Annotated in this window: 27 protein-coding genes; 8 read left to right on the forward strand and 19 right to left on the reverse strand. The window is 61.5% G+C overall.

Translation table 11 applies throughout. The features are described from left to right. Positions 1-21: 21 nt before the first annotated feature. Positions 22-210 (forward strand): hypothetical protein, encoded by a 189-nt coding sequence (locus E5675_RS05420; RefSeq protein WP_136173682.1) that lies wholly within the window; start codon positions 22-24, stop codon positions 208-210. Positions 211-437: 227 nt separating this feature from the next. Here the strand turns inward: E5675_RS05420 and E5675_RS05425 are convergent, their stop codons facing one another. From E5675_RS05425 to E5675_RS05440, 4 genes are read right to left on the reverse strand one after another with little or no spacing between them, the layout of a single operon-like run. Beyond that, positions 438-842, reverse strand: coding sequence for a DUF6527 family protein (locus E5675_RS05425; RefSeq protein WP_136173683.1), 405 nt, complete (start codon positions 840-842; stop codon positions 438-440). Beyond that, complete coding sequence (locus tag E5675_RS05430) at positions 829-2,016, reverse strand: DUF6791 domain-containing protein (protein WP_136173684.1); 1,188 nt, start codon at positions 2,014-2,016, stop codon at positions 829-831. The genes E5675_RS05425 and E5675_RS05430 overlap by 14 nt, the downstream gene beginning before the upstream one ends. A gap of 18 nt (positions 2,017-2,034) precedes the next feature. Beyond that, positions 2,035-2,304 carry a multiubiquitin domain-containing protein gene (locus E5675_RS05435; protein ID WP_136173685.1) on the reverse strand — a complete coding sequence of 90 codons (270 nt, stop codon included), beginning with the start codon at positions 2,302-2,304 and terminating at the stop codon, positions 2,035-2,037. A 35-nt stretch (positions 2,305-2,339) separates the two neighbouring features. Beyond that, positions 2,340-2,564: a DUF2188 domain-containing protein gene (locus E5675_RS05440; RefSeq protein ID WP_136173686.1), complete on the reverse strand. Its 225-nt coding sequence runs from the start codon at positions 2,562-2,564 to the stop codon at positions 2,340-2,342. Positions 2,565-2,661: 97 nt separating this feature from the next. Between E5675_RS05440 and E5675_RS05445 the strand changes: the two genes are divergently transcribed. Both E5675_RS05445 and E5675_RS05450 read left to right on the forward strand, forming a co-directional pair. Beyond that, positions 2,662-3,012 (forward strand): helix-turn-helix domain-containing protein, encoded by a 351-nt coding sequence (locus E5675_RS05445; RefSeq protein ID WP_136173687.1) that lies wholly within the window; start codon positions 2,662-2,664, stop codon positions 3,010-3,012. A gap of 1 nt (position 3,013) precedes the next feature. Beyond that, positions 3,014-3,592, forward strand: coding sequence for an ImmA/IrrE family metallo-endopeptidase (locus E5675_RS05450; RefSeq protein ID WP_136173688.1), 579 nt, complete (start codon positions 3,014-3,016; stop codon positions 3,590-3,592). 73 nt (positions 3,593-3,665) lie between these two features. Here the strand turns inward: E5675_RS05450 and E5675_RS05455 are convergent, their stop codons facing one another. The 10 genes from E5675_RS05455 to E5675_RS05500 form a co-directional block, all read right to left on the reverse strand. Next, entirely contained in the window at positions 3,666-4,235 is a 570-nt protein-coding gene (locus tag E5675_RS05455; RefSeq protein ID WP_136173689.1) for an ATP-binding protein, read from the reverse strand. Next, on the reverse strand, positions 4,232-5,770 hold the full coding sequence (locus tag E5675_RS05460; protein WP_136173690.1) for a GNAT family N-acetyltransferase: 1,539 nt from the start codon (positions 5,768-5,770) through the stop codon (positions 4,232-4,234). The genes E5675_RS05455 and E5675_RS05460 overlap by 4 nt, the downstream gene beginning before the upstream one ends. Beyond that, positions 5,757-6,215, reverse strand: coding sequence for an ASCH domain-containing protein (locus tag E5675_RS05465; RefSeq protein WP_136173691.1), 459 nt, complete (start codon positions 6,213-6,215; stop codon positions 5,757-5,759). Before E5675_RS05465 ends, E5675_RS05460 begins: the two co-directional genes overlap by 14 nt. Next, the gene (locus tag E5675_RS05470) at positions 6,212-6,766 is read right to left on the reverse strand and encodes a GNAT family N-acetyltransferase (RefSeq protein ID WP_136173692.1); all 555 of its coding nucleotides are present in this window, start codon (positions 6,764-6,766) and stop codon (positions 6,212-6,214) included. Before E5675_RS05470 ends, E5675_RS05465 begins: the two co-directional genes overlap by 4 nt. Continuing rightward, positions 6,767-7,912: a hypothetical protein gene (locus E5675_RS05475; protein ID WP_168707798.1), complete on the reverse strand. Its 1,146-nt coding sequence runs from the start codon at positions 7,910-7,912 to the stop codon at positions 6,767-6,769. It abuts the gene before it with no gap. 377 nt (positions 7,913-8,289) lie between these two features. After that, positions 8,290-9,045 (reverse strand): arsenical resistance protein ArsH, encoded by a 756-nt coding sequence (gene arsH, locus E5675_RS05480; RefSeq protein ID WP_136173694.1) that lies wholly within the window; start codon positions 9,043-9,045, stop codon positions 8,290-8,292. Further along, positions 9,042-10,115, reverse strand: coding sequence for an ACR3 family arsenite efflux transporter (arsB, locus tag E5675_RS05485; RefSeq protein ID WP_136173695.1), 1,074 nt, complete (start codon positions 10,113-10,115; stop codon positions 9,042-9,044). The genes arsH and arsB overlap by 4 nt, the downstream gene beginning before the upstream one ends. 10 nt (positions 10,116-10,125) lie before the next feature. Further along, a complete protein-coding gene (gene arsC / locus E5675_RS05490; RefSeq protein ID WP_136173696.1) occupies positions 10,126-10,554 on the reverse strand; it encodes an arsenate reductase (glutaredoxin) in 429 nt (142 codons plus the stop codon). Positions 10,555-10,567: 13 nt separating this feature from the next. Next, the gene (locus E5675_RS05495; RefSeq protein WP_136173697.1) at positions 10,568-10,897 is read right to left on the reverse strand and encodes a metalloregulator ArsR/SmtB family transcription factor; all 330 of its coding nucleotides are present in this window, start codon (positions 10,895-10,897) and stop codon (positions 10,568-10,570) included. A gap of 172 nt (positions 10,898-11,069) precedes the next feature. Next, the gene (locus E5675_RS05500; protein ID WP_136173698.1) at positions 11,070-12,020 is read right to left on the reverse strand and encodes an alpha/beta hydrolase; all 951 of its coding nucleotides are present in this window, start codon (positions 12,018-12,020) and stop codon (positions 11,070-11,072) included. Positions 12,021-12,131: 111 nt separating this feature from the next. Here E5675_RS05500 and E5675_RS05505 point away from each other — a divergent pair, with 111 nt between their 5' ends. Together E5675_RS05505 and E5675_RS05510 are read left to right on the forward strand one after the other, a co-directional pair. After that, entirely contained in the window at positions 12,132-13,028 is an 897-nt protein-coding gene (locus E5675_RS05505) for a LysR family transcriptional regulator (RefSeq protein WP_136173699.1), read from the forward strand. Positions 13,029-13,149: 121 nt separating this feature from the next. Next, complete coding sequence (locus E5675_RS05510) at positions 13,150-14,178, forward strand: IS110 family transposase (RefSeq protein ID WP_136172897.1); 1,029 nt, start codon at positions 13,150-13,152, stop codon at positions 14,176-14,178. A gap of 281 nt (positions 14,179-14,459) precedes the next feature. Here E5675_RS05510 and E5675_RS05515 read toward each other — a convergent pair whose 3' ends face one another. The 5 genes from E5675_RS05515 to E5675_RS05535 are packed head-to-tail and all read right to left on the reverse strand — an operon-like array spanning position 14,460 to position 16,904. Beyond that, positions 14,460-15,170, reverse strand: a complete 711-nt coding sequence (locus E5675_RS05515) for a thermonuclease family protein (RefSeq protein WP_168707758.1) — start codon at positions 15,168-15,170, stop codon at positions 14,460-14,462. Then, on the reverse strand, positions 15,167-15,841 hold the full coding sequence (locus E5675_RS05520; protein WP_247594801.1) for an SOS response-associated peptidase family protein: 675 nt from the start codon (positions 15,839-15,841) through the stop codon (positions 15,167-15,169). Before E5675_RS05520 ends, E5675_RS05515 begins: the two co-directional genes overlap by 4 nt. Before the next feature lie 14 nt (positions 15,842-15,855). Next, positions 15,856-16,371: a hypothetical protein gene (locus E5675_RS05525; protein WP_136173702.1), complete on the reverse strand. Its 516-nt coding sequence runs from the start codon at positions 16,369-16,371 to the stop codon at positions 15,856-15,858. A gap of 10 nt (positions 16,372-16,381) precedes the next feature. After that, positions 16,382-16,711 (reverse strand): hypothetical protein, encoded by a 330-nt coding sequence (locus E5675_RS05530; protein ID WP_136173703.1) that lies wholly within the window; start codon positions 16,709-16,711, stop codon positions 16,382-16,384. Between the two features lies 1 nt (position 16,712). Next, positions 16,713-16,904, reverse strand: coding sequence for a DUF6771 family protein (locus E5675_RS05535; protein ID WP_136173704.1), 192 nt, complete (start codon positions 16,902-16,904; stop codon positions 16,713-16,715). 1,236 nt (positions 16,905-18,140) lie between these two features. Here E5675_RS05535 and E5675_RS05545 point away from each other — a divergent pair. From E5675_RS05545 to E5675_RS05555, 3 genes are all read left to right on the forward strand, one after another. Then, a complete protein-coding gene (locus E5675_RS05545; RefSeq protein WP_136173706.1) occupies positions 18,141-18,608 on the forward strand; it encodes a DUF736 domain-containing protein in 468 nt (155 codons plus the stop codon). A 77-nt stretch (positions 18,609-18,685) separates the two neighbouring features. Next, complete coding sequence (locus E5675_RS05550) at positions 18,686-19,738, forward strand: DUF2493 domain-containing protein (RefSeq protein WP_136173707.1); 1,053 nt, start codon at positions 18,686-18,688, stop codon at positions 19,736-19,738. A 450-nt stretch (positions 19,739-20,188) separates the two neighbouring features. Continuing rightward, the gene (locus tag E5675_RS05555; RefSeq protein WP_136173708.1) at positions 20,189-21,175 is read left to right on the forward strand and encodes an SLOG family protein; all 987 of its coding nucleotides are present in this window, start codon (positions 20,189-20,191) and stop codon (positions 21,173-21,175) included. Positions 21,176-21,225 lie beyond the last annotated feature (50 nt).

Genomic DNA, 21,225 nt, shown 5'->3' on the forward strand with positions numbered 1-21,225 from the left:
CCCTACCTGCCGGAGTGATCCATGATCGCCCTGTCACCCCTGCGGGCGCGGCTCGCCTCGTTCGACCACGCTTATGCCGTTGCGATTCAACTCCGCGGCACGACCGGTCGTGGTCAGTTCATCCTGTGGACCGGCAATCCGATCCAGCCATTTCGTGTTTCTCCGACTTTGCCGCCGCTCGGTGAGCAACTGCTGGTCTGGGTAGCCTGAAGCGGCCATTTCCTGATCATACATCTGGCGGAGGTACCACCTATTTCAGGTCAGCGACGTTACGGGAGGCATGTCGCTCCGTCAAATTCCTAAGCCAAGCGTCCAGACGTCGAGCTTCGAAGGAATTTGGTCGGGAATGCGCCTCATCTCGGCCGTTGCGATGGACACCGAAGATGGCCTGAAAGCAGACGCGGAACCTCCCGGGGATGCCTATGCGTTCGCACCCATCAGCGGCGACCGAAGAACCCGACGATCAATTCGATCCACCCGTTGATCTTTTGCCACCAAGACATGCTCTGGTAGGCTTTGAGATCTTTTCGGCGGACTGCGTCGATCTCTGCCGGCGAGAAGAGCCGAGCCCAGCGAATTCGACCGTTGGTGAGGATGTAGTGAGATTTGCACTCCAAGTTCCAGTTTCCCACCGATGGAAACAGGGAAGGTCGCTCGTCGGTACCGGTCAACTCCCACTCGATTTCGTTGAGCGGGGTTATCACGCGATGGCCGCATCCACACGCGCAGAGGTGGTGCGCGCGTGTGCGCTGCGGGTTGACGTACAGAACTCCCGCCTCGAGATTCTGTGGGATCGGCCCGCACGCGACCGTGAAGGCCTCGCGACGCTCAGCTTGATTCACGGTCGAGCTGCATGGTGGAAATGTTGAATGTCGCCTGATAGGTGGAATGGCCCCCAGCGTAGTATCCGCGGTACTTTTTGTACATGAAGACGGCCATGGCAGCGTTAAAGGCATTAAGTTCGACAGTCTGGATGTTCTTCTGGTACTCATCCGGGATATCTATCAGGTCGTCCCCGATCATCTCCGCTATTGCGGCAGGCGAGCTCGCCGCGTCGAGCAGGGTCGTATCGACCAACCCGGTGAGCCCAGGATTGCCGTGGTGTAGTCCCATTCCGACTATGACAACAGGAATGTCGCGAGCGAGGAGCAGCTTCACAATATTTCTGCGAGCTGCAATCTTGTCGACGGCGATGAAGGCAAAGGTAATACCTTCGAGCAAATTTTCCGACGTAGCATCGAGGCGTTCCTCGAACGCCTTCACGCCGTTATGCCACCCGGCATAACGCTGCTCAATCACCCGAACCTTCGGCTGACCTAGTTCCTCCCTGATGGTTGCTCCGGGAATGCGGAAGGCGTTGTGGATGTCGAGCTCATCGAAATCGTAAAGGTGAATTGCTTTGACTCGCGTCTTCGAAATCAAGTCGAAGATATATGATCCGGTACCGCCGGCGCCGATGATTGCGACGGCGTCCTCGGAAATGCGTTTGTCGAGTTCGCTCAGATTTGCCCGGGCCGAATTCATGTCGTCGAAGGGGAATGGGCATTCAGCTGGCCTCTCACCGATCGAAACGAAAGGCGTCGCGTTGAACTTCGGATGCTTCGCCTCGGCCGGTCCAGCTACGTAGGCGGCATATTCGGTGAACTTCTCGTGGAGGCTGACGTACTCGCGCTTGGCCCCATTGGCGTCGAGCGGCTTCCACGACCAGTAGAAGGTTGACGATTTCCCATCGAACAACGGCGATGCGGTCGCGCCGTTTCCGCTGAACAATATGCGTCCTTCATGATCGTAGGGCTGGTCGCCAATGAAATACATCTGGTGGTTCATCGGCAGGGTCCGTGCCCGGTGATCCGCGTCCAGGTTGAGGGTGTCGACCATCAGCCCGGTACGCGGATCACCAGCCGCGTCGAGATACGGCACCGGCATGACCAGATAAGGGCCGCGCCTGTAGAGCGCATATCCCTCATCGAGGAGCTGCTGGATGCTGCCATCTTCGGAAGGCGGAAGCTTATCCAATTTGTCCCGTCCTCTCTATTAGGATTGGCCGGTGCCGGTCACGGTAAAGTCCATGCCCTCGACGACCTGGACCGAGCCGCCCGGCTTGAGCTTGCCGGATGCGTTCCCGTGACCGCGGTCATACGAAATGCGATATCCGTCCGCAGGATTGGCGCCATCGCCGAACGCCAACTTCACCAGCTGGTCGAACGAGATCTTGCCCTTGGGCACGGAATGAGGCTGGTCATTAACGACGATATCGACCGTCTTCGGTCCCTTGTCGTCCTTGTCTTCTTTGAGGTCACTCATCTGACTTCCTTTCGTTCTGAGTTCTTGCCGCCGCTTTATCCCTTCGGCGGGAACGGGTCGTTGCCGTAGCTGTCGCGCGCCCTGATCTGTCCGTTTCGGCCGTGGATCAGCAATTCGCTGCCTTGGCGCTGCGCCGTGGCCCGAGCGACCTGCGCTGCCTCAGCCTGTGTCGAATGAACGGAAGATGCGCGGCTGTTACCGGCGCCGCGGACGGCCCAGCCGCTCGCGTGCGGGACAACGTGTTGGTTTTTACCTGCCATTGGCTTGGGCCTCTTGTTCTGTTAGTGACGTGGCGTTGCGAATCTGCAACGCAAGAGGGAGATCGCAAATGTCGAACGGAATTGCAAGAGTCGAACGGTGACGGATGTTCATTTTGATGGGGAGAAGTTCGTGGCAGCGCTGGACAGCACGCGGCGGGCGCGGAACATGACCTGGCGAAAGGTGGCGGATGAGGCGAAAGTCAGCGCCTCAACCTTGACGCGACTGTCTCAGGGTAAACGTCCCGACGTCGATAGCCTCGGCGCTCTAGTTCACTGGGCCGGTCTCGATACGGACACTTTTTACACCGGGACGGCCGCAGCTACGCCCATCGAACCCCTCGCCAAGGTCACGGCCTATCTCCGGGCCGATCCTAATCTGAGCGACGAAGGAGCAAAGGCATTGGAAGCCATTCTTCATGCCACCTACGAACAATTTCGAAAGAAATGAGATGACGTTGCGGCGAGGCTTCAAGACCGAAGCGAACAGGACTGCGCGAGAAATTCGCGCAGAGCTGGGCCTCGCCGCCGACGCTCCGCTGTGCCCCTTTTTGACGGCAAAGCATCTGGAGGTTCTCACCGTAAAGTTGTCCGACTTTCGAGGGCAGCACGGCGACGCGGTCGAGTATCTCATCAGTACGGCGGGACAGACCGAATTTTCAGCTATCACAGTCTGCATCGGCAGTGTTCGGGTTATCGTTTACAATGATGGCCATTCGCCCGCGCGCTGCGCCGCCAACATCATGCATGAGCTGGCTCACATGCTGTTGTTGCACCCGCCGCACCCCTTGTGCGGGGAGACGGGGAAGCGCCATTTCGATGCCGGGCTCGAGGAAGAAGCAAACTGGTTTGGTCCCGCGCTTTTGGTCTCTGACGAAGCCGCCGTGACTGTGGCGAAGCGGGGGATCACTATAAGGTCTGCGGCAGCTGAGTATGGCGTCAGCACACAACTGATGCAGATGCGACTAAACGTTACGGGCGCGCAACGGCGCATTTCAAGAGCTGCTCATCTGGTTGCGGCGTTTAGATAAAGTAACATTGCGATGTGTCGGTAGCCGATGCTTCCTGGCAGCAAACGATCGCAATACGACGCTTGGTTCGAGACTATGGAGGCGAATTCGAGGACGTGATGATGGCATCGACGAAGGCTATGGCGCGTGCACGATTACCAGAATCAATTTTGAGCAGGGGGATGCTGAGCGCCGATGCGTAAATCTCTCCGAGCTCCCGTAGACGGCGTCGTTGTAGTCGAAGTTCAGTAAGGTTCCGGCGGGGGCGCTGGCGCTTGTCGAGTGAGCGGCGTTTGAGGACCGCCGTGGCGGGGGCATCCACCAGAATTATTGCTGCGAGGCCTAGCGACGCCATTACGTTCGTCGGGACATCGACGAGTTCCCGGTCATTGTCGATGAAGGCGTGCGCCTCCAGCAGAACGGGTCTCTCCAATTGCCCGGCGCGCTCATTGGCTAAAGCACTCGCTAGCTCGAACTGATTGTCCCTGACATGATCGCTCTCGGCGGTGCGGAGTTTCTCACCGGTGGTATGGAATGATCGCCTTAGCAGGCTGCCGGCGGTCATTCTCAGAATACCGGGGCGTGCACGCACGATCGCTTTCGCCAGATGGCTCTTGCCCGAGCCCGAAAGACCCAGGATCGCGATGACGGGCGCGGCATTCATAGCGCAAATCCGAAATTCATCGACGGGAGAAGTTCGGGTAGGCCGGCGCGGTCGATCCGGGTGATCGACTGCGGCGGACCTTTGAGAACGCCGGTATTGGTCAGCTTTTTGAGGCCGATCGGTGGACTGAGATGACGAATGAGCAGGAAATCGATTACGGCGAGGCCGTTCGGCGACGCGGCGGCCATCGCCTCCAGATCCTGCCGCGAATAAACTGATCGGCCAGCTGTCAGTCGCAGCAACTCCGCTTCTCCGACCGCACGGCGCAATTGTTCGACCACGCCGACGGTGGTCAGCATCTGGGAGTTCTGCGCTGCTTCCTCTTTGGACTGATAGAAGAACAGAAGGTCGCCCGCGCGCATGGCCTTGATCTTTGCGCGGCAGACATAAACTTTTCTGATCGTGTTCCCGGGCACGCGACCGGCTTCGCGGTCGTCGATCGTGTCGTCATTGAACAAAGGGGTCGGAACGAGCTTGGCGACTTCCGGGAAAAGCTGGCGATGAAATCGCCATTGCACCGGGACCGCGAATAGCGTGACAGGGTTAGCGATGCTGAAACGCGGGTAGCGTGTCCGCACGAGATGGGCGGCATCATCTCCTGTTGGAGCGGGTATCGCATCTTTCGGCAAATATTTAGCAAGGATGAGCTCGCCTGTCGAATTCTCGCCATTAGTGACGAACCCGTATCGGCCGAGAAGATCGATCAGCATCGTCTGCTTGGGAAAAGTCGTAAGGTACAAGGCGTCGAAGCCGTTAAGCTGGGCGTACCAGATCGCCTTACGCAGAAGAAGTTCGCCTACCTTGTGACCTTGCGCACGCGCGCCGACCTTGAATGTGCATAATTTGAGTATCTTGTCCGATGGAGTGAGGCCGAGTTCGGTCCCGTCCTCAGCTTTGCGAACAATGAGGCCGTCGAGCAGGCCATCACGGCCTCGAATGACCCAGCAATCGCGATGTTCGACCACGCACTTGGTCCGCCACCAATGCACGAACGGTTCGTAATCGGCTCGCAAGCTTTCGAATATAGGATCGGCGAGGTCAACGCTGTACGCGGGCACGTCTGCGACAAATGCTACGCCGTCATCGACCGCGTCTTGGAGCGCCTTGAGCCAAGCCACCGCGTCAGCGATCGTGAGGACACGTTCTTCCAATGGCGTGCCTCGCACGCGCTTATGGATACCCTCATCCTGAGAAATCAAAATGTCGATGGCATCGAGTGACAGGGCATAAAGAAGCTGGACGTCGACGCGATCATTCTCGTTCTTGATCGGTCCGAACTGCTGTTCGAGTAGTTCCCAGCCGCGAATGGCGATTAAAGCGAGCCACGGATATTTTTCCATCCGAGACGCCGAAACCAGCCGACGGACTTCGTTTCGATCGCGCGCGAAATCGTCTCTCATCGCCGGATGAATATGGAGCGAGATGCCGCCTGCCTGACAACGTCGCGACAATTCGGCGGCAACGGGTCCGGTTTGCCCAGGATCCTCGAGGGCGATCAGCACATTCGTATCGATCAGGGCCCTAGTCTTGCTCATGCTCGATGAGGTCCCGATGTGCCTCCTTCAACACGAGGTAGGACTGCGGAGCGTTCAACCCGTATTCTTCCCGTAGATTCTTCAGCGGTACGGGGCTTTGATAGGTTGTCGGATTGCTCAGCAATAGCGCGCAGCCGGTATCGGCGCCGTCGTAATAAAGTTTGAAATCCTCGGCCGATATGACCGCACTCGCGCCGTGCTGCTGCCAAAGTTCATCTACCGGTAGGACATCCATTTTCTCGATATCGACATGGCCAATTACTGCAGCCGTGGGCTGCGTCGCGTAGATGAGCATTCTGCTGCCCGCAGCGGACGCATCGAAACGCCGACGCAGTTCCACGCTCTTCTTTCCTGCAAGAATAAGCCGCGCGTAATGATTGTGAATGCTGACTAGGAGCGTGCGGTCAGATGCGCGTCCGGTATCGCGCGCTTCGCTGCGGTTCACGAGACCAGGGTCGGCAGAAGCTGGCCGTTGTAGACATGCTCGACCACGCCCGAGCGGTACAGGGACGGTATACGCATGGTTTCCTCAAATCGGAAACGCGCCATCAGCGGCCGAAATTCTTCGTAACGCTCTGCCGGCACAGTAAACAACGGGTGAGCATGCCCAATCCAGTCGATAGCTTCTGCCATGAGCTCGCCGCCAACGCCTTTGCCGCGGCACGTCTCCGAAACCCAGAGCGTGCAAATCTTAGCTTCGATATTATCGCGCTTCACGATCGCAATCGCCGCCGGATTTTCCACGTCTCCGACATGGAGGATTTGCCGCGTCGCATTGTCGAGGCCGGGTACGACCTTGGACCAATACCAAGCGCCAAAGCCCGGATAGCTTGCTTCAAGATGGGCAAGCGCCGGCCAGAAAGCATCCGCCTTTCCGGCTGCAGCCGGAAAGAGGTCGCAATCCCGGGGGCTTGCGAGGAATGAGGTGGCCGATTGCATCATGGACATTGATGGCACGATAGCGAACGGCGCGCGAACTGGAAAGGGGTGGGGCATTTAATTTAGCCAGCTCCGAAAACGCGAATAGATCATTGGGCCCAGCGCGCAAACGGCCAAGGCCCCGCCGACGAGAAGATTCGACGGACCTTCGTCGGGTTTGGCTTTACCCAAGAAAACATACAACCCGTGCAGCCCCCAGATTCCGACGTTGAGAAGTGCGCTACCGACACCCCCGATCGCGAGAATTGCGACCAGATAGGCTAGGATTTTCGCCTGGACGCGGCGGAAGCTGGCATAGGCAATGAAGTCATCGAGCGGCTTATCAATTCGGTCGGTCGCTCGCCACTGATAGATGATCATCCCGTCCGCGCGAGGCTTCCGACGCCATCGAGGAGCGCTGGGTTGTCCGACCTGCAGGTAGCTGGTCCAGATGTCGGGTTCGAGGTTTCGAACCTTACGAAAATTCTGGTGCTGGCTCCCTAACTGGTGATTCTTGCTGCGGATCAGAAAATAATACACCGATTTCAGCCTAACTTGGCCCCGCATCGAGCTCTGCAAGATCGGCGGTGGATAACTCCGCCGCTCGTTCAGACGAAATTCCGTGGTTTCGAGCACGTCTTGGGTCAGCGATAAGCCGACACCGGGTGCCGACTCTTCTGTTGTGAAGAGATTGCGCGCTTCGCCTCGTAAGAAAACCCGCAGCCTGACGTAATGCTCGTGTCCGGAATGCGCGGGATCGCGAATGCGATCGCAGAAGGAGGTATTTAGTGCGACGGTCGTGCCGCGTCCGCGGCCCGGTACTGTGACAGGACTGATTGCGAGGTCGCGTGATGGCTCGACGTGATGAATGACGCGCTGCTTGTCCGAATCCGTCGCAACGATGAAGTGCTGGTCGGCATTGTGCTGAATGACTGCAACTTGATTGAAGACAGCGTTCAGCGTGTCGGCATCCTTCAGGGCGTTGCTTAGGTCGTAGATGGAGGCGGCGTCGATCGGGCCAGGAATAAAGAGATTGAGCCTGTCCAAATCGGAAACGTCTTCAAGGAGAAAGCCGACATCAAGGAAATTGAAATCCTTGTCGATGTCGCGCCAAAGGTTGACGTGCAACTGTACCGATGGCGCATTACCGCTCCGACGCGATGGTTCGGATTGAGGCGGGCCTTGTGTTCTGCTCTGATACCAGAGTGCGAGCGTTCCATTCATACAATTCTGCCTAAACAGATATCAGTTAAAATCCAACGATCTCGGCGAGCGGTATTGTCCCGATACCGAATATTTTCTTTGCGCACAGAAGGTGCCCGAATATCTGTGCGCGTCGGCGTCCTAAAGACGATCGGCAACCGCATCTCTCGATACAATCTTTGGCACGATCGATGCGCTTCGCACGGGCTGCCGATACGAAGGATCAAGACCGCCGCCGTTCGCGCCGCCTACTGCGTCCTGACCACTCGACAACGATCCCCTATTGAGGGGCCTTGTGGCCGGCGTGATTGAATGCGCGGATATCCGAAGTCCCGAATGTCAGATTCTCCCGATCCGCTTCTGAAAGCGGACGGTCTCCAAACGGCCACAAGCAACCGTCAGGTACCCGGAATTCCGGCGATTTCGGCGGGCGTGACGACAGGCTCTTTCCGATCCTTGCGTTCCGAATAGCGGTCAACGAGCTGGTCGGCATGGCCCCGCGTAAGCACGGTGAACCGCACGAGTTCTTCTGTGACGTCGACGATCCGGTCATAATAGCTCGAAGGCAGCATCCGGCCGGCCTCGTCGAACTCCGCATATGCCTTGGCGACGCTCGACTGGTTGGGGATGGTGATCATCCGCATCCAGCGGCCGAGGATGCGGAGCGTATTGACGCTGTTGAACGACTGCGATCCCGCCGAGACCTGCATTACCGCGAGTGTGCGGCCCTGCGTGGGGCGCAGCCCCTTGTAGGCAAGGGGAAGATGGTCGACCTGAGCCTTCATGATGCCGGTAATCTGGCCATGGCGTTCGGGGCTGCACCAGACTTGGCCTTCGGACCAGATGGAATGCTGCCGCAGCTCCTCGACCGCGGGATGGTCGTCGTCGGCGATCAGATCGGGCAAGGGGAGGTCGGACGGATCGAAGATGCGCGTCTCGCACCCGAAGAGCTGAAGCAGGCGCGCCGTCTCTTCCACGACGAGGCGCGAATAGGAGCGTTCGCGTAAAGACCCGTAGAGGAGGAGGATGCGCGGCGCCGGGTCGAGCGGCCCGAGGCCGAGCGCGGGTTGCGCGCGGAGATATTCGGGGCTGAGCGCCGGCAGATGGTCGGGGTCGGTAAGCGTGCGCAGGCGATTATGGGTCGGTTCTGTCATGATACTCTGGCTTGTGAAGGAACGGTCGCGGGAAACCAGCGACGTCCAAGGCGGAAGGCGACGCCGACAAGCAGGATGAGGACGGGCACTTCGACCAGCGGGCCGATGACAGCCGCAAAGGCCACGGGCGAGGCGAGCCCGAAGGCGGCGATCGCCACCGCAATTGCTAGCTCGAAATTATTGCCTGCAGCGGTGAAAGCGACCGCGGTCGTGCGCGGATAGTCGGCCGCGATGAGTTTTCCCATCCAGAAGCTGATGAGGAACTGCACGACGAAATAGATGGTGAGCGGGATTGCGATCCGCACGACATCGCCGGGAATGGTGACGATCTCGCCGCCCTTGAGGCTGAACATCGCAACGATGGTGAAGAGCAGCGCGACGAACGTGATTGGGCCGATTTTGGGCAGGAAGCGCGACTCATACCACTCGTCACCCTTGGCCTTCGCGAGGAAGCGGCGCGTGAGATATCCGGCGAGGAAGGGGATGCCGAGATAGATGAGTACTGCCTCGGCGATGGTCCAGATGCTCACGTCGATGACGCTGCCCTCAAGTCCGAAGAGTGGAGGCAGAACAGTCAGGAAGAACCACGCATAGATGCTGAAGAAGAGGATCTGGAAGATCGAGTTGAAGGCGACGAGCGCCGCGACATATTGATTGTCGCCCTTGGCCAGCTGGTTCCACACGATCACCATCGCGATGCAGCGGGCGAGGCCAATCAGGATCAGGCCGGTCATATATTCGGGTTTGTCCGCGAGGAAGATGACCGCGAGCGCGAACATCAGAACCGGCCCGATGACCCAGTTCTGGATCAGCGAGATGACGAGGACCCGCTTGTTCTCGAATACCCGCGGCAGCTCATCGTAGCGCACGCGCGCGAGCGGCGGGTACATCATCAGGATGAGGCCGATCGCGATCGGGATATTCGTCGTGCCCACGGACATGGCGTCGATCGCGGCAGGCAGACCCTTGAAGGTCGACCCCAGAAGGACGCCGAGCGCCATCGCAAGGAATATCCAGAGCGTCAGATAGCGGTCGAGGAACGACAGGCGTTCGGGCTTTGCGACAGTCATGATGCTGTCCTCAGGCTTGGACGCGGTTACCGCTGGCGTCGACAACTTGCTCGCCATCTTCTTTGGCAAAGGCACCGAGTTGCCGTGCGGGCAGTATGTCGAGCACGGCTTCGGACGGGCGGCAGAGCCTGACCCCGAGCGGCGACACGACGAGCGGGCGGTTGATGAGGATAGGATGCTCCATCATCGCATCGATCAAGTTGTCATTGCTCAGGCTTTCGTCTCCGAGGCCGAGGTCCGCGTAAGGCGTGCCCTTTTCGCGGAGCAGGTCGCGCGGGCCTATCCCGGCGCGCTGGATCATCTGTTCGAGCAGCGCGCGCGACGGCGGCGTCTTCAGATACTCGACGACATGCGGTTCGATCCCCGCGTTGCGGATCAGTGCGAGCGTGTTGCGCGAGGTGCCGCAGTCCGGATTGTGGTAGATGATGATGTCGGTCACGGGGCTGTTTCCTTCAGCAGCAGGTGAGTTCGGCGAGCAGCGGCTCGCATAGCTCGGGGCGGCCTTGGCAACAGTCCTTCGCAAGGAAGAGCATCAGCTCCCGGAGCGTGTCGATATCGGCTCGCTGTATCTGCTGCCGGCCGAGCTTTTCGGATTTGACCAGCCCTGCCTTGGCCAGCACCGCGAGATGGGTCGAGAAGGTGCTCTGCGTGAGACCCGATGCGTCGACAAGCTCGCCGGTCGACAGTCCTTCCGGTTCATGTCGGACGAGCAAGCGGAAAGCTTCGAGGCGCGTCGGATGGGCGAGAGCGGCAAGAGCGGGAAGCGCGGAATCGATGTTCATGCATCGGAATTATCCGATGCGTTGGTGCTCGTCAATTCCTATCGGAAATATCCGATAGGTTGGGGATGGTGTCCGATTGTCCCGCCCGCTGGACAAAAGCGGAGGTTCTTCAACCGGCCAGCTCCGCGGACCGATCCTTCGATCAGCGGAGCTGGTCGAAACCGCAGCCGTCTCAGTCGGCGGCCTCGGTTTCGGGCGTGTTCGTGAGGGCGAGCTTGTCCGCGAAGAAGGGCGCGAGGACCGACACAGCTTCGCCCACTTCCTTCTCGCCGTCGTAGAGCTGCATATGGTTCGAGCCCTCGACGACATGGAACTGCTTGTCGGTGCTCGCTGCGCGGTCGAACAGGTCGTCGCTCATCCACTTGCTGCCCGCCTCGCTGCCCGCGACGATCTGGAGCGGCTGGGTCAGGAAGGCCTCGGCCTTGTTATAGGCGTCATAAGGAATGATCTGCGACAGGCTGCGCGCGGTCATATAGCCCGGCGCGCTCGGATATTCGGCGCGCGGCGTGTGATAATATTCCCAAGCCTGCCGCAGCTCCTCGTTCGGCGCATCTTCTTCCTTGAGCGGCGCGAGCGGGAAGATCTCGGGCGTGCCGCTCTTGATGTCCTTGCTGCGCGCGTCGTCGCCCATTCCGATCACCGGCGCGGCGTCGGCATCCTTGATGTTGTTTTCCCAGCCGTTGCGGAACATCGATCCGATATTGACCGCGCTGACCGTACCCACGGCCTTGATCCGCTGGTCGTTGATCGCAGCGTTGGCGGTGTAGCCGGCGCCGGCGCAGATCCCCATCGCGCCGATGCGGTCGGCGTCGACATAGGGCAGGGTGGTCAGATAATCGATCACCGCGCTGACATCTTCGGTGCGGACATAGGGGTTTTCGAGCTGGCGCGGAGCGCCACCGCTTTCGCCTTGGTAGCTTGCGTCATAGGCGATTGTGACAAAGCCCTGTTCGGCGAGCTTCCGGGCATAGAGGCCCGAGGCCTGCTCCTTCACGCCGCCACCGGGATGCGACACGACGATGGCGGGGTATTTGCCGCCCTTGTCGAAGCCTTCGGGGAAATTGATGACCGCCGACATGGCGATCGTTTCGTTATTCGAATTGGGGAAGCTGATCTTTTCCATCGTCTCGCTCCTGTTTCGCCGCCGGGGATGCGGCGTTGCAAACAATCTAGCGGTTCGCGGGTTGATCGATTAGATGCTAAAAACTGCATGAGCCTATCAATGAGGTGATGAATGCGCCGCGAGGAAATGGCCGATCTCGCCACCTTTGTGACGGTCGCCGAGGAGCAAAGCTTCACGAAGGCCGCCGCCAAGCTCGGTCTTTCGCAATCGGCGGTCAGCCAGGTTGTGCGGCGTCTCGAGGAGCGGCTCGGGCTTCGTCTTCTGTCGCGGACGACGCGCAGCGTCGCGCCCACCGAGGTCGGCGAACGCATCCTCGCTACCCTCTCGCCGATGCTTCGCGATCTCGACGCCAGCATCGAGGCGCTCAGCGAATATCGCGACAAGCCTGCGGGCAATATCCGTATCACGACCGTCGAGCATGCCGCGGTGACGATCCTGCGCCCGGCGCTCGCGCGCATGCTTCCGGGCCATCCGGACATTAATGTCGAAGTGATCATCGACTATGGCCTCACCGACATCGTGGCCGAGCGCTTCGACGCGGGCGTGCGTCTCGGCGGGCAGGTCGACAAGGATATGATCGCTGTGCGGATTGGGCCCGATATCCCGATGGCGGTGGTCGCCTCACCCGACTATTTCGAGCACCATGCCGCGCCGTCCGAACCCGGCGAGCTTGTTCGTCACCAATGCATCAACTTGCGGCTACCCACCTCGGGCACGAACAACCGCTGGAACTTTCGTCAGCGCGGCAAGATGCTACGCGTGCAGGTCGAGGGACAGCTCGTCTTCAACGCCATCGCGCAGATCCGGGATGCGGCGCTGGATGGCTTGGGGCTCGCTTATCTGCCGCTCGATTACGTGGCAGACGCGATCGAAAGTGGCTCCCTGATCCGCATATTGGAGCGATGGACGGAGGACCTGCCGGGATATCATCTCTATTATCCGAACCGGCGCTTCGCCTCTCCGGCGTTCAAGCTCCTTGTCGAGACACTGCGATTTCGCCAGCCATAAGCGACGGACGGCAGGTTTGCTCAGTTGGCACTTGAAAGCCGACTGTCCGCAAGTGATGACGTGGACGGCTCTCCAACGCCCCGCGGTATAGTCCGCGGGATGAGCTGGAAGGAGAGCTACGATGGAGAAGATTGCAACAGTCGGGTTGGATATCGCGAAGTCGGTGTTTCAGGTCCACGGCGTTGATGCTGCAGGCGAAGTGGTGGTGCGCAAGCGCCTGAGCCGGGCGCGCGTGATTCCGTTCTTTGCGAAGCTGCCGCGATGTCTGGTCGGCATCGAGGCCTGCAGCAACTCTCATCACTGGGCCCGCGAGTTGATCGCGCTGGGGCATGATGTTCGACTGATGCCGGCGCAATATGTGAAGCCCTATGTGAAGCGCGGCAAGAACGACGCTGCCGATGCCGAGGCGATCTGCGAGGCGGTAACGCGGCCGACGATGCGGTTCGTGACGGTGAAGACCCCGGAGCAGCAGAGCGTGATGATGCTTCACCGGGTCCGCCTGATGCTCAACCGCCAGCGCACTCAGCTGTCGAACGCGACGCGGGCCCATATGTCGGAGTTCGGGATCGTGGCGCCGGTGGGGCGCATTGGGCTCGAGCACCTGCTGGCGATAGTCGCCGACAAAGATGACGAGAGCATCCCACCCGATGCCCGGCTCTGCCTGGAGATGCTCGGGGCGCAGCTCGCCATCGTGAAGGAACAGATCCTCGAGAATGACCGGCGCATCCGTGCGAGTGCGCGCGACACAGAAGTCGGGCAGCGGTTGATGGAGATTCCCGGCATCGGACCGCTGCTTGCCAGCGCCTTTGTTGCCAGTGTCGGCGACCCCGGTATTTTCAAGACGGGGCGCGACCTCGCCGCGTGGATAGGCCTGGTCCCTCGGCAGAACTCCAGCGGAGGGAAGGAGCGGCTCGGCGGCATATCGCGTGCGGGCAACCAATATCTGCGCCAGATGCTCGTCGTCGGTTCGATGGCCGTCATCCGCCATGCTGAACGACACGGCACCAAACGGCCGTGGCTCATCGAACTGATGAAGCGTCGCGCGAAGAAAATTGCAGCTGTGGCGCTAGCTAACAAAACCGCCCGCATGGTCTGGGCACTGATGACGAGCGGAGAGCGCTACCGCGAACCGCAGGTCGCGCACGCATAAGAGATCAGGCGCCGAACTTGGCGTCGCCGAGGTTGGGAAGGGCAGATAGGAGCTGATGCACAAAGCCGGTTGAAACCGCCGGATCAGGAAAACCCATTTTGGCCGGTGCACCTCGAGTGCGAGCAATTGGTCGGGACCCGATCCGCGCGAAAGGCATCATGGCCAGCGGCGCATGACAAGGCCGCATCACAGGCCGGACACATGGCTGCACCAACCAGCAGGTCGCATCACATCCAGAAACCACTTGCCAACGGAGGGCCGTCCACACACGGCCAGAATCTCTATCGAGGGCGATAAGCTTCGCAGGCGATTCCGTCGCCATCGCCATCCATCTCGGGGCGATAGCCGGGCTGACCTCGATAGATCGGAGCGGCACCAGCAGCCCAAGCCTCCTTGCAGTTGCGGAAATACGCGCTGGATGCTGAAGGCGGCGTTGCCGGTCGGGGGTCGTCTGACACGCGCGCGGGCGGCTGGCGCGCGGCGGGGTTGGCGGCTCGATAATCGGCGGGCATCTGAAATTCGCTGCCCCAGAGACCGAGTTTGCGCTCGCGCGCTCTAGCTTCGTTGGGGACATAGGCGGCCGTGAATTTGGACAGTGCGACGGCGAGGCCTGCATCGACGATGGCGGCGGAGAGGTCGGCCCGTCCGACCCTGCACATCGCGACGGTGCGGCCATAGTCGTCGATGTCGCGCTGTTCGCAGCGCACGGTATGGCCCTCGACGAGCGCGGCGAGCTTGCCCGCCGCTTCCCTGCCGCAGGCCCAGCGGCTGTCGCCGCGCATGCAGGTCTGCTTCAGTTCGGGCGCGTCGATCCCGTAAAGCCGGACGACGACACCTGTGAGGTTGAGCGTATCGCCGTCGGAGACGCGCGCGGGGCCGCTCACGTCCTGTGCGACCGACGGGGCAGGGGGCAGGGCGAACGAGAGGATGATAGCGGCTAGCGCGTAGCGCGTGGTCCGGCGTGTCGCGCAGGTCGGGATTTTCGATGTCACAGCAGGGTTGCGGCCGTGGGCGCCGGATCTTTCCTGGTACGACCCGCGTACCAGAGCTCGGGCGTATGATCGACGACGAGACGATCGGCGGGATATTGAGTGACGAGCTTCATCGCCTCCTCGGCCGGTGCGTGCAGCCATGCTTCATGGTCTTCGGGATGCAGGATAACGGGCATCCGGTCATGGACCTCGAGCATCTTGGGAACGGCATCGACCATGACCATCGTATAGCTGTCTCCCCATTCGTCGGTCGGGCGCCAGAAGCCCGCGCAGGCGGCGAGCGGCTGGTCGGCGATGCTTATCCATGTGCGTGTCATTTGACCTTCGGGCCCAACGGCTTCGGCGAAAGCGGTGATCGGAATGAGGCAGCGCTGCCCGGGCTGGACGAACCATTCGCGCCACATATTGTATGGCGACATCAGCTTGTCGTCGCGGGCGTTGTTGACATGAGTAGGCTTGTTGGGCTTGCCGGTCTTCTTGTTGGTCGAATGCCGCGGGAAGCCCCACACCATTGCATCGAGCTGGCGTTCGTCGGCAACTTCGCGGACGATGAAGCCGGTGCCACCCTTCCAGACGTCCCCAGAGCTCGCATTGGTCTGTTTCTTGCGTTGCGCCTTGAAATGCGATGCGACCTCGTCGACCGAGGCTTTGAGCGTGATCTGGTTGCACATATGCGGCTCCCGCGTCAGGCGGCGCCGCGCAGTCCTTCGAAACGGGGCTGGATCGGCGGCATGATGGTGAAACATCCTTCGGGGAAGGGGCGCAAAATGTCCAGCGGGGCCCGGGCCTGTTCGAGCCAGTCATACCAGTCGTCGGGGTGTACGACCGCGACGTGGCGATCCTTAAACGGCTCGAGATCCGGATAGGCGGGGACGGTCAGCGCCGCGAAGGCGTCTGGATAATAACGCGTCCCGCGCTGCCATACGCCCGCGATGCAGAAAAAGGGAATGTCGGTGACAAGGCTCGCCGCGTAAAGCGTCTTGCCGTCGCGCTTGATGCCGAACTCGTTGGCGAGGATAAGGCAGGGGTTTTCGATGCGCGCGGTCTCGGACCTGAGGAGAGGTATCTGGCCGATGCCGGGGTCGCGTGACCGGAGGCCCCAATGCGCCTCGATCTGCCGTTCCTCCTGGCCGTCCCAGATCATGATCCGGTGGCCACCCTTGCCGAGGCCCTGCAGGACGTCGTCGAAATCCCGTTCCATTGTCTAACTCCTAGCTCCGGTAGCGGCGGATCGCGCGCTTCCATTCTCGTTCGTCGACCAGCTCCTTGATGCAGATCGCATCCTTGTCCCAATTGACGACTTCAAGGCGGAGCGGTTCGACGCGACGACCCAAGCTCCACGCGCAATTCCGGCACCAGAAGTGCCGGCACGCCTGGCGAAGATTGTCGTCCCAGCCTTTGCGGTGGAAGCGGTACCAGAGCAGCCCCGCATCGAATTTTGCATGATGCCCGCAGCGACAGACCGGCTGCACCGCATAATGCCAGATGGCCGCCTCGAAAATGTGCGTGGCCCGCGGAATGCCCGATTTCGTATGCTGCACGTCACAGCGCCAGCACCAGCTGATCGGGATCGGCCGCAGTCAGGCAATCGCCGTCGATGCGCACATTCGTGAGCGCCAGTTCTTGCGCCGCGGCCTCGCGGATGATTTCCGTTGGCGCGGTCAGGCCGACGCGCGCCCACCCCGGGGCGTCGAGGAGTGCGCGAGCGATTCGGTCGGGGTCGATTCTCGTCATGGAACAATGAGAACATAAAAAGAACAAACGAGCAAGCCGCAGCGCGCTCGCGTTAGCTTGGCCTCGCTTTGCCGCCGCTACGCGAGCGGTCTCACCGCGAGCCGTTCGGCGCAGACTTGGCGGTCCGGACAGGCGCTCTTTTTGGCATTTTCCAAGAAAGCGCCCGAGTGCGATCGGCCAGAAACGCCAACGCGGGTGTCCTTGGGCGACCTGGGGATAGCTGGTGTCGTAGATAGCTGCGCGGGCGAGGGCTGGTGGATCGTGCTGTGCGCCGAGTCAGTGGCGCCGAATTGCAAACTGAAAGATTACGTCAGATTGGCAAACTGTGAACGGAAAAGACAATCTATCCTGGTGGCAGGAAAGTTTTGTTTTTGAAAACGGCGAGGTTTCCCTAACGGCGGCCGCGTCGGTGGAGGGGCCTCTGGTTACCGATAAGGGGACCGATCTCATCATTCCGATAACAGTCGGCCGGGCATGCGACCCGCCCGGCCGTACCTGGGCGGCGCTCCGCGCCTAGACCCCGGTTTTCCGGGCGCGGGGTGCCGTCATTTTCAGGGACGGAGGTCGGCCGGGAGCGTCACTAAAAGACGGCGCATTCATTAGGCAGAACTGGCGTTTCCCGCCACGCGGGGGTCGCTTTATGTGGAAGGCGAGGTTCGCTTTCCAGCATCGCATCAACCTGTGTTTTCAGGTTTCGTCACCGAATGCCGCCGGTCCGCCAATGGACAGCCTCAGCCTCGGCGCTGAACATCTCGTATGAACCGAGAGGGGCCGCGCTCAGAATCTCCGCGCGACAAGCGCAAGCCTACAAGCTGCCTCGCCGCCATCGGCCATATCCAATGGGCAGAGGCCACGCGCTCACGCCAAGTGCCAGCGCGGAGAGACTGCGAGCCGCATGCATCGCGCAAGGCGGATGGCGGGTGAGGGCGCCGCGCGTCCGCGCGGCCTAATGCAGGCAACGCTGACGCCCGCAAGACAATCTCATGACATTTCTACCCGCCGGTTCGGGAGGCCACCTCCCCGATATCGCTCCCCTTCTTTCCGCTGACCCGAGCCAGTCCGCTCAGTGACTCGGTGATCGGTTTTCAGCCTCCGCACGCCACGGCGCGGGCGGCGAGGGGAGCGCGTGCATGCAGGCGGCGGCGTGGGCCGAGGGCGCGGCGCCACAGAGGAGAGAAGGGTCGGGAAGAGTGTCGCCGGGAAATGGTTCGCGCGCGACATTCGAAAGTAAGTGTCATGAATATCGGTGAAATCAGGAATGTGAATGATCGTCTGACCGGCTCGATCGCGACCCGCACGATCGACCTCCCGCGCATCGGTCTGCGCAAGGTCGAAAGCATGAACCCGCGGGCACCCGTCTACGAGGTGTTGGCGCTCAACGTCGCTCGGCGCTGGGTGCAGGTCGGGGCGCTCTGGGAAGCGGCGTCGAAGAAGACCGGCGAGGTTTTCCTCGCGGGCAATATCGACGATCCGAGCCTCCCCGAACCGCTGCCGGTGGCGCTGTTTCCGTCCGAGGACGGCGGCTACACCATCGCGTGGCGCCGCGAAACCGTCCGTGCCGAGTTCGGCGGCGGCTTCGGCGCCAGCACGCGCAGCTATGACGAGCAGCCGCAGGACCGCGGCTTCGGCGAGAGCACGGCGAGCTCGAACGGCGCGCTGATGGGCGCCGGCGCCGACCTCGATGACGAGGTGCCCTTCGGCTGACGAATACGCTGCAACCGGGCCGGGAGGCGCTGCCGCGCTTCCCGGCTCTTTTCTTGTCCGATCCAAGGAGACCGAACATGGTCGCTCATTCTTCCGCGCAAAGCGTCGACAGCTTTGCAGACCTTCGCGCGCTATACGCAGAGCAGATTGCCACGCCTGAATTCCAGGCGTCGTTCGGCGACCCCATTCCTCTTTCGATTATCGAACCCGGCGACGAGCCCAGGGAGCATGACATGCCCGAGCCCTTTGCGGCGCAGGCCGAATGCGGAGGAATTATCGCAACGATCTTCGACCTCTTCAACGACACGCGGCTCGCGCCGCTTTCGGCCGAGATCGCCTGGGGGTTCGTGAACAGCTTCCACTTCGTTGCCGGGAAACTCGAACGCCGCGAGGATGCGCTCGCGGTCGAGATCGGCGACATGGTCCGGCGCCCGGACATGAGCGAGGTGTTCAACAGCGAGCTAGAGGAAAAGCAGCTCCTGTGTCAGTCGACCGCCGAACAGCGCGCGGCGATCGAATGCATGCGTGACTATGCCGCCGAAATGTATCGCGCGCAGTCGGGATGGCCCTGGTCGCCTGCACGCGGCTCGCGCGCATCTTCCGCCTCGACCGCGAGCCAGATTGCGGCGCAGGACTTCCTGCGCGAACGCGCGCTCGAGACGCGCGAACGCTATCTGCCGCAGGGCCCGGTCGTCGTCTTTTCCGGGCCCGCGCAATGGCACGACTGGGAAATGCTTTGGCAGCGGCTGGACGAAATCCACGCCCGCGTGCCCCAAATGACGCTGGTGACGACCGGGCAGCGCAAGGGCGCCGACGCGATTGCCGCGGCCTGGGCCGCGCGATCCGAAACCCGCGTCCCCGTCGTGGCCTTCGGCCTCTACGGGACGGGACGCAAGACCGCCTTCACCCGCAACCGCAAGCTCGCCGAGCTTCGCCCCGTCGAAGCGGTGGTCTGCGAGGGGTCGGGGTTGCAGGCCAATCTCTATCAGACGCTGCGCCAGGCCAATGTCCCGATCCACGCCTTCCGCAAGGCTGACCAGGCGCCGGAGAAGGAGGGTGCGCTCCGCCGTCCGACGGCGCATGGCGCGCTGAAAGCGGCGCGCGCCGATCCGATGTTCGCCGCGGCCTGACATCGACCGGGCCATAGGCCCGGCTGTCCCTTGGCTCCACCTTGGCCGGTGCGCTGAAGCGCGCCGGCCTTTCTTTTGCTGCGGGGGATTTGCTGCACGCCCTGACCGCCCAGGCTGCGCCTAACCAGCCGCACCCTCATGCTCGCATATCGCGCCGCGGAAGGCCCGGAGCCTTTGCGGATCGGGGGCATCGAGCCCCCACTCCGCAAACCTCTTCCTCTCTCTCAAGTCTTCTTAGTGTGGCACGGGGCCGCATCGGCCTCAAGGACGGCGGGGCCCCACCATTTTCCCTGGCGGGTCGGGCGCGGGGCTTCTTCCTTCGATGGGCGTGGCCGCCAGAGAAAATCGTGACCCCCACCGCCGCTTCGCGGTCGGGCTTCGCCCGATCCTTGACCCCGCTACTCGGAGCCCGTGCAGGGGGAATGACCTCTCAATCTAGAGGAGGTCAATATGACGACGTTCAAACGCAGCATTCGAGACTTTTCGGAAATCGCAGCTCTCATCGCCGAGGAGACGGGGGACGCGAACGACAGCTTCAGCGCCGCCTTCGACACGGATCTGGAACGCAGCAGGCTGGGGCGCAGCGAGGAGGAACAAACGTGCGATATGCCCGACGCGATGCAGGTGCAGCTTGCAGTTGAGCTTATGATCACGACCGTGTTCGATGTGCTGCGCGACACGCGCATCGAAAGCGCGGCCGAACGGATCGCATGGGGGATCGTCCACAGCTTCCACCGCGTCGCAGGGCAGTTCGCTGGACAGTCCGACCGGGCGGCGCAGGAGGTGCGCGAGTTGCTGCGCTCGGCCGATGGCAGCGAGATCCACGGGGTCGAGCTGGAAGAACAGCAGCAACTTTTGGAATCGCTGGATGAAGCGAGCGATGCCATCGCCTGCATGCGCGACCATGCCGCAGACATCTTTCACGCCGAAACGGGGCGTCCGTGGTCGGCGCCGAAGGCGACGCTGGTATCGTCGAAGCGCACCGCGTCGGTCATCGCAGGGACCGATTATCTCGCCGCACGCCGCCAGCGCCGCCTCGCGCAGCATTTTCCGCCGGGACCACTGGTGGTCTTCTCCGGGGGTGCGCGCTGGGCCGACCACCGGCCGATCTACAAGGCGCTTGAGGAGATGAAAGCAGCCCGACCGAACATGGTGCTGCTCACCACCGCGCAGGACAGGGGCGCCGATGCCATCGCCGCGGCGTGGGCAGCAAGAACGAAGACGCCGCTGGTCGCGCTGGGTATCGACAAGGCGCGCTGGGGGAACCGGGCGGGGTTCGTCCGCAACGACCAGATCGCGCGGTTGCAGCCGGTGGATGCCGTGGTCGCCGAAGGCACTGGGGTGCAGGCGCAGCTCGTGCGGGTGCTGCGAGCGGCCGGGGTTGAACCGGTGCTGCTTCCGCATCACGATATGCCGCGCGAACGGGTGCGGGCATAGAAAGGCGAGGGGATCGGTCCGGGCGCTAGCTCGGACCGATCCCCTTATTT

This window comes from Sphingopyxis sp. PAMC25046, assembly GCF_004795895.1.
GTDB lineage: Bacteria > Pseudomonadota > Alphaproteobacteria > Sphingomonadales > Sphingomonadaceae > Sphingopyxis.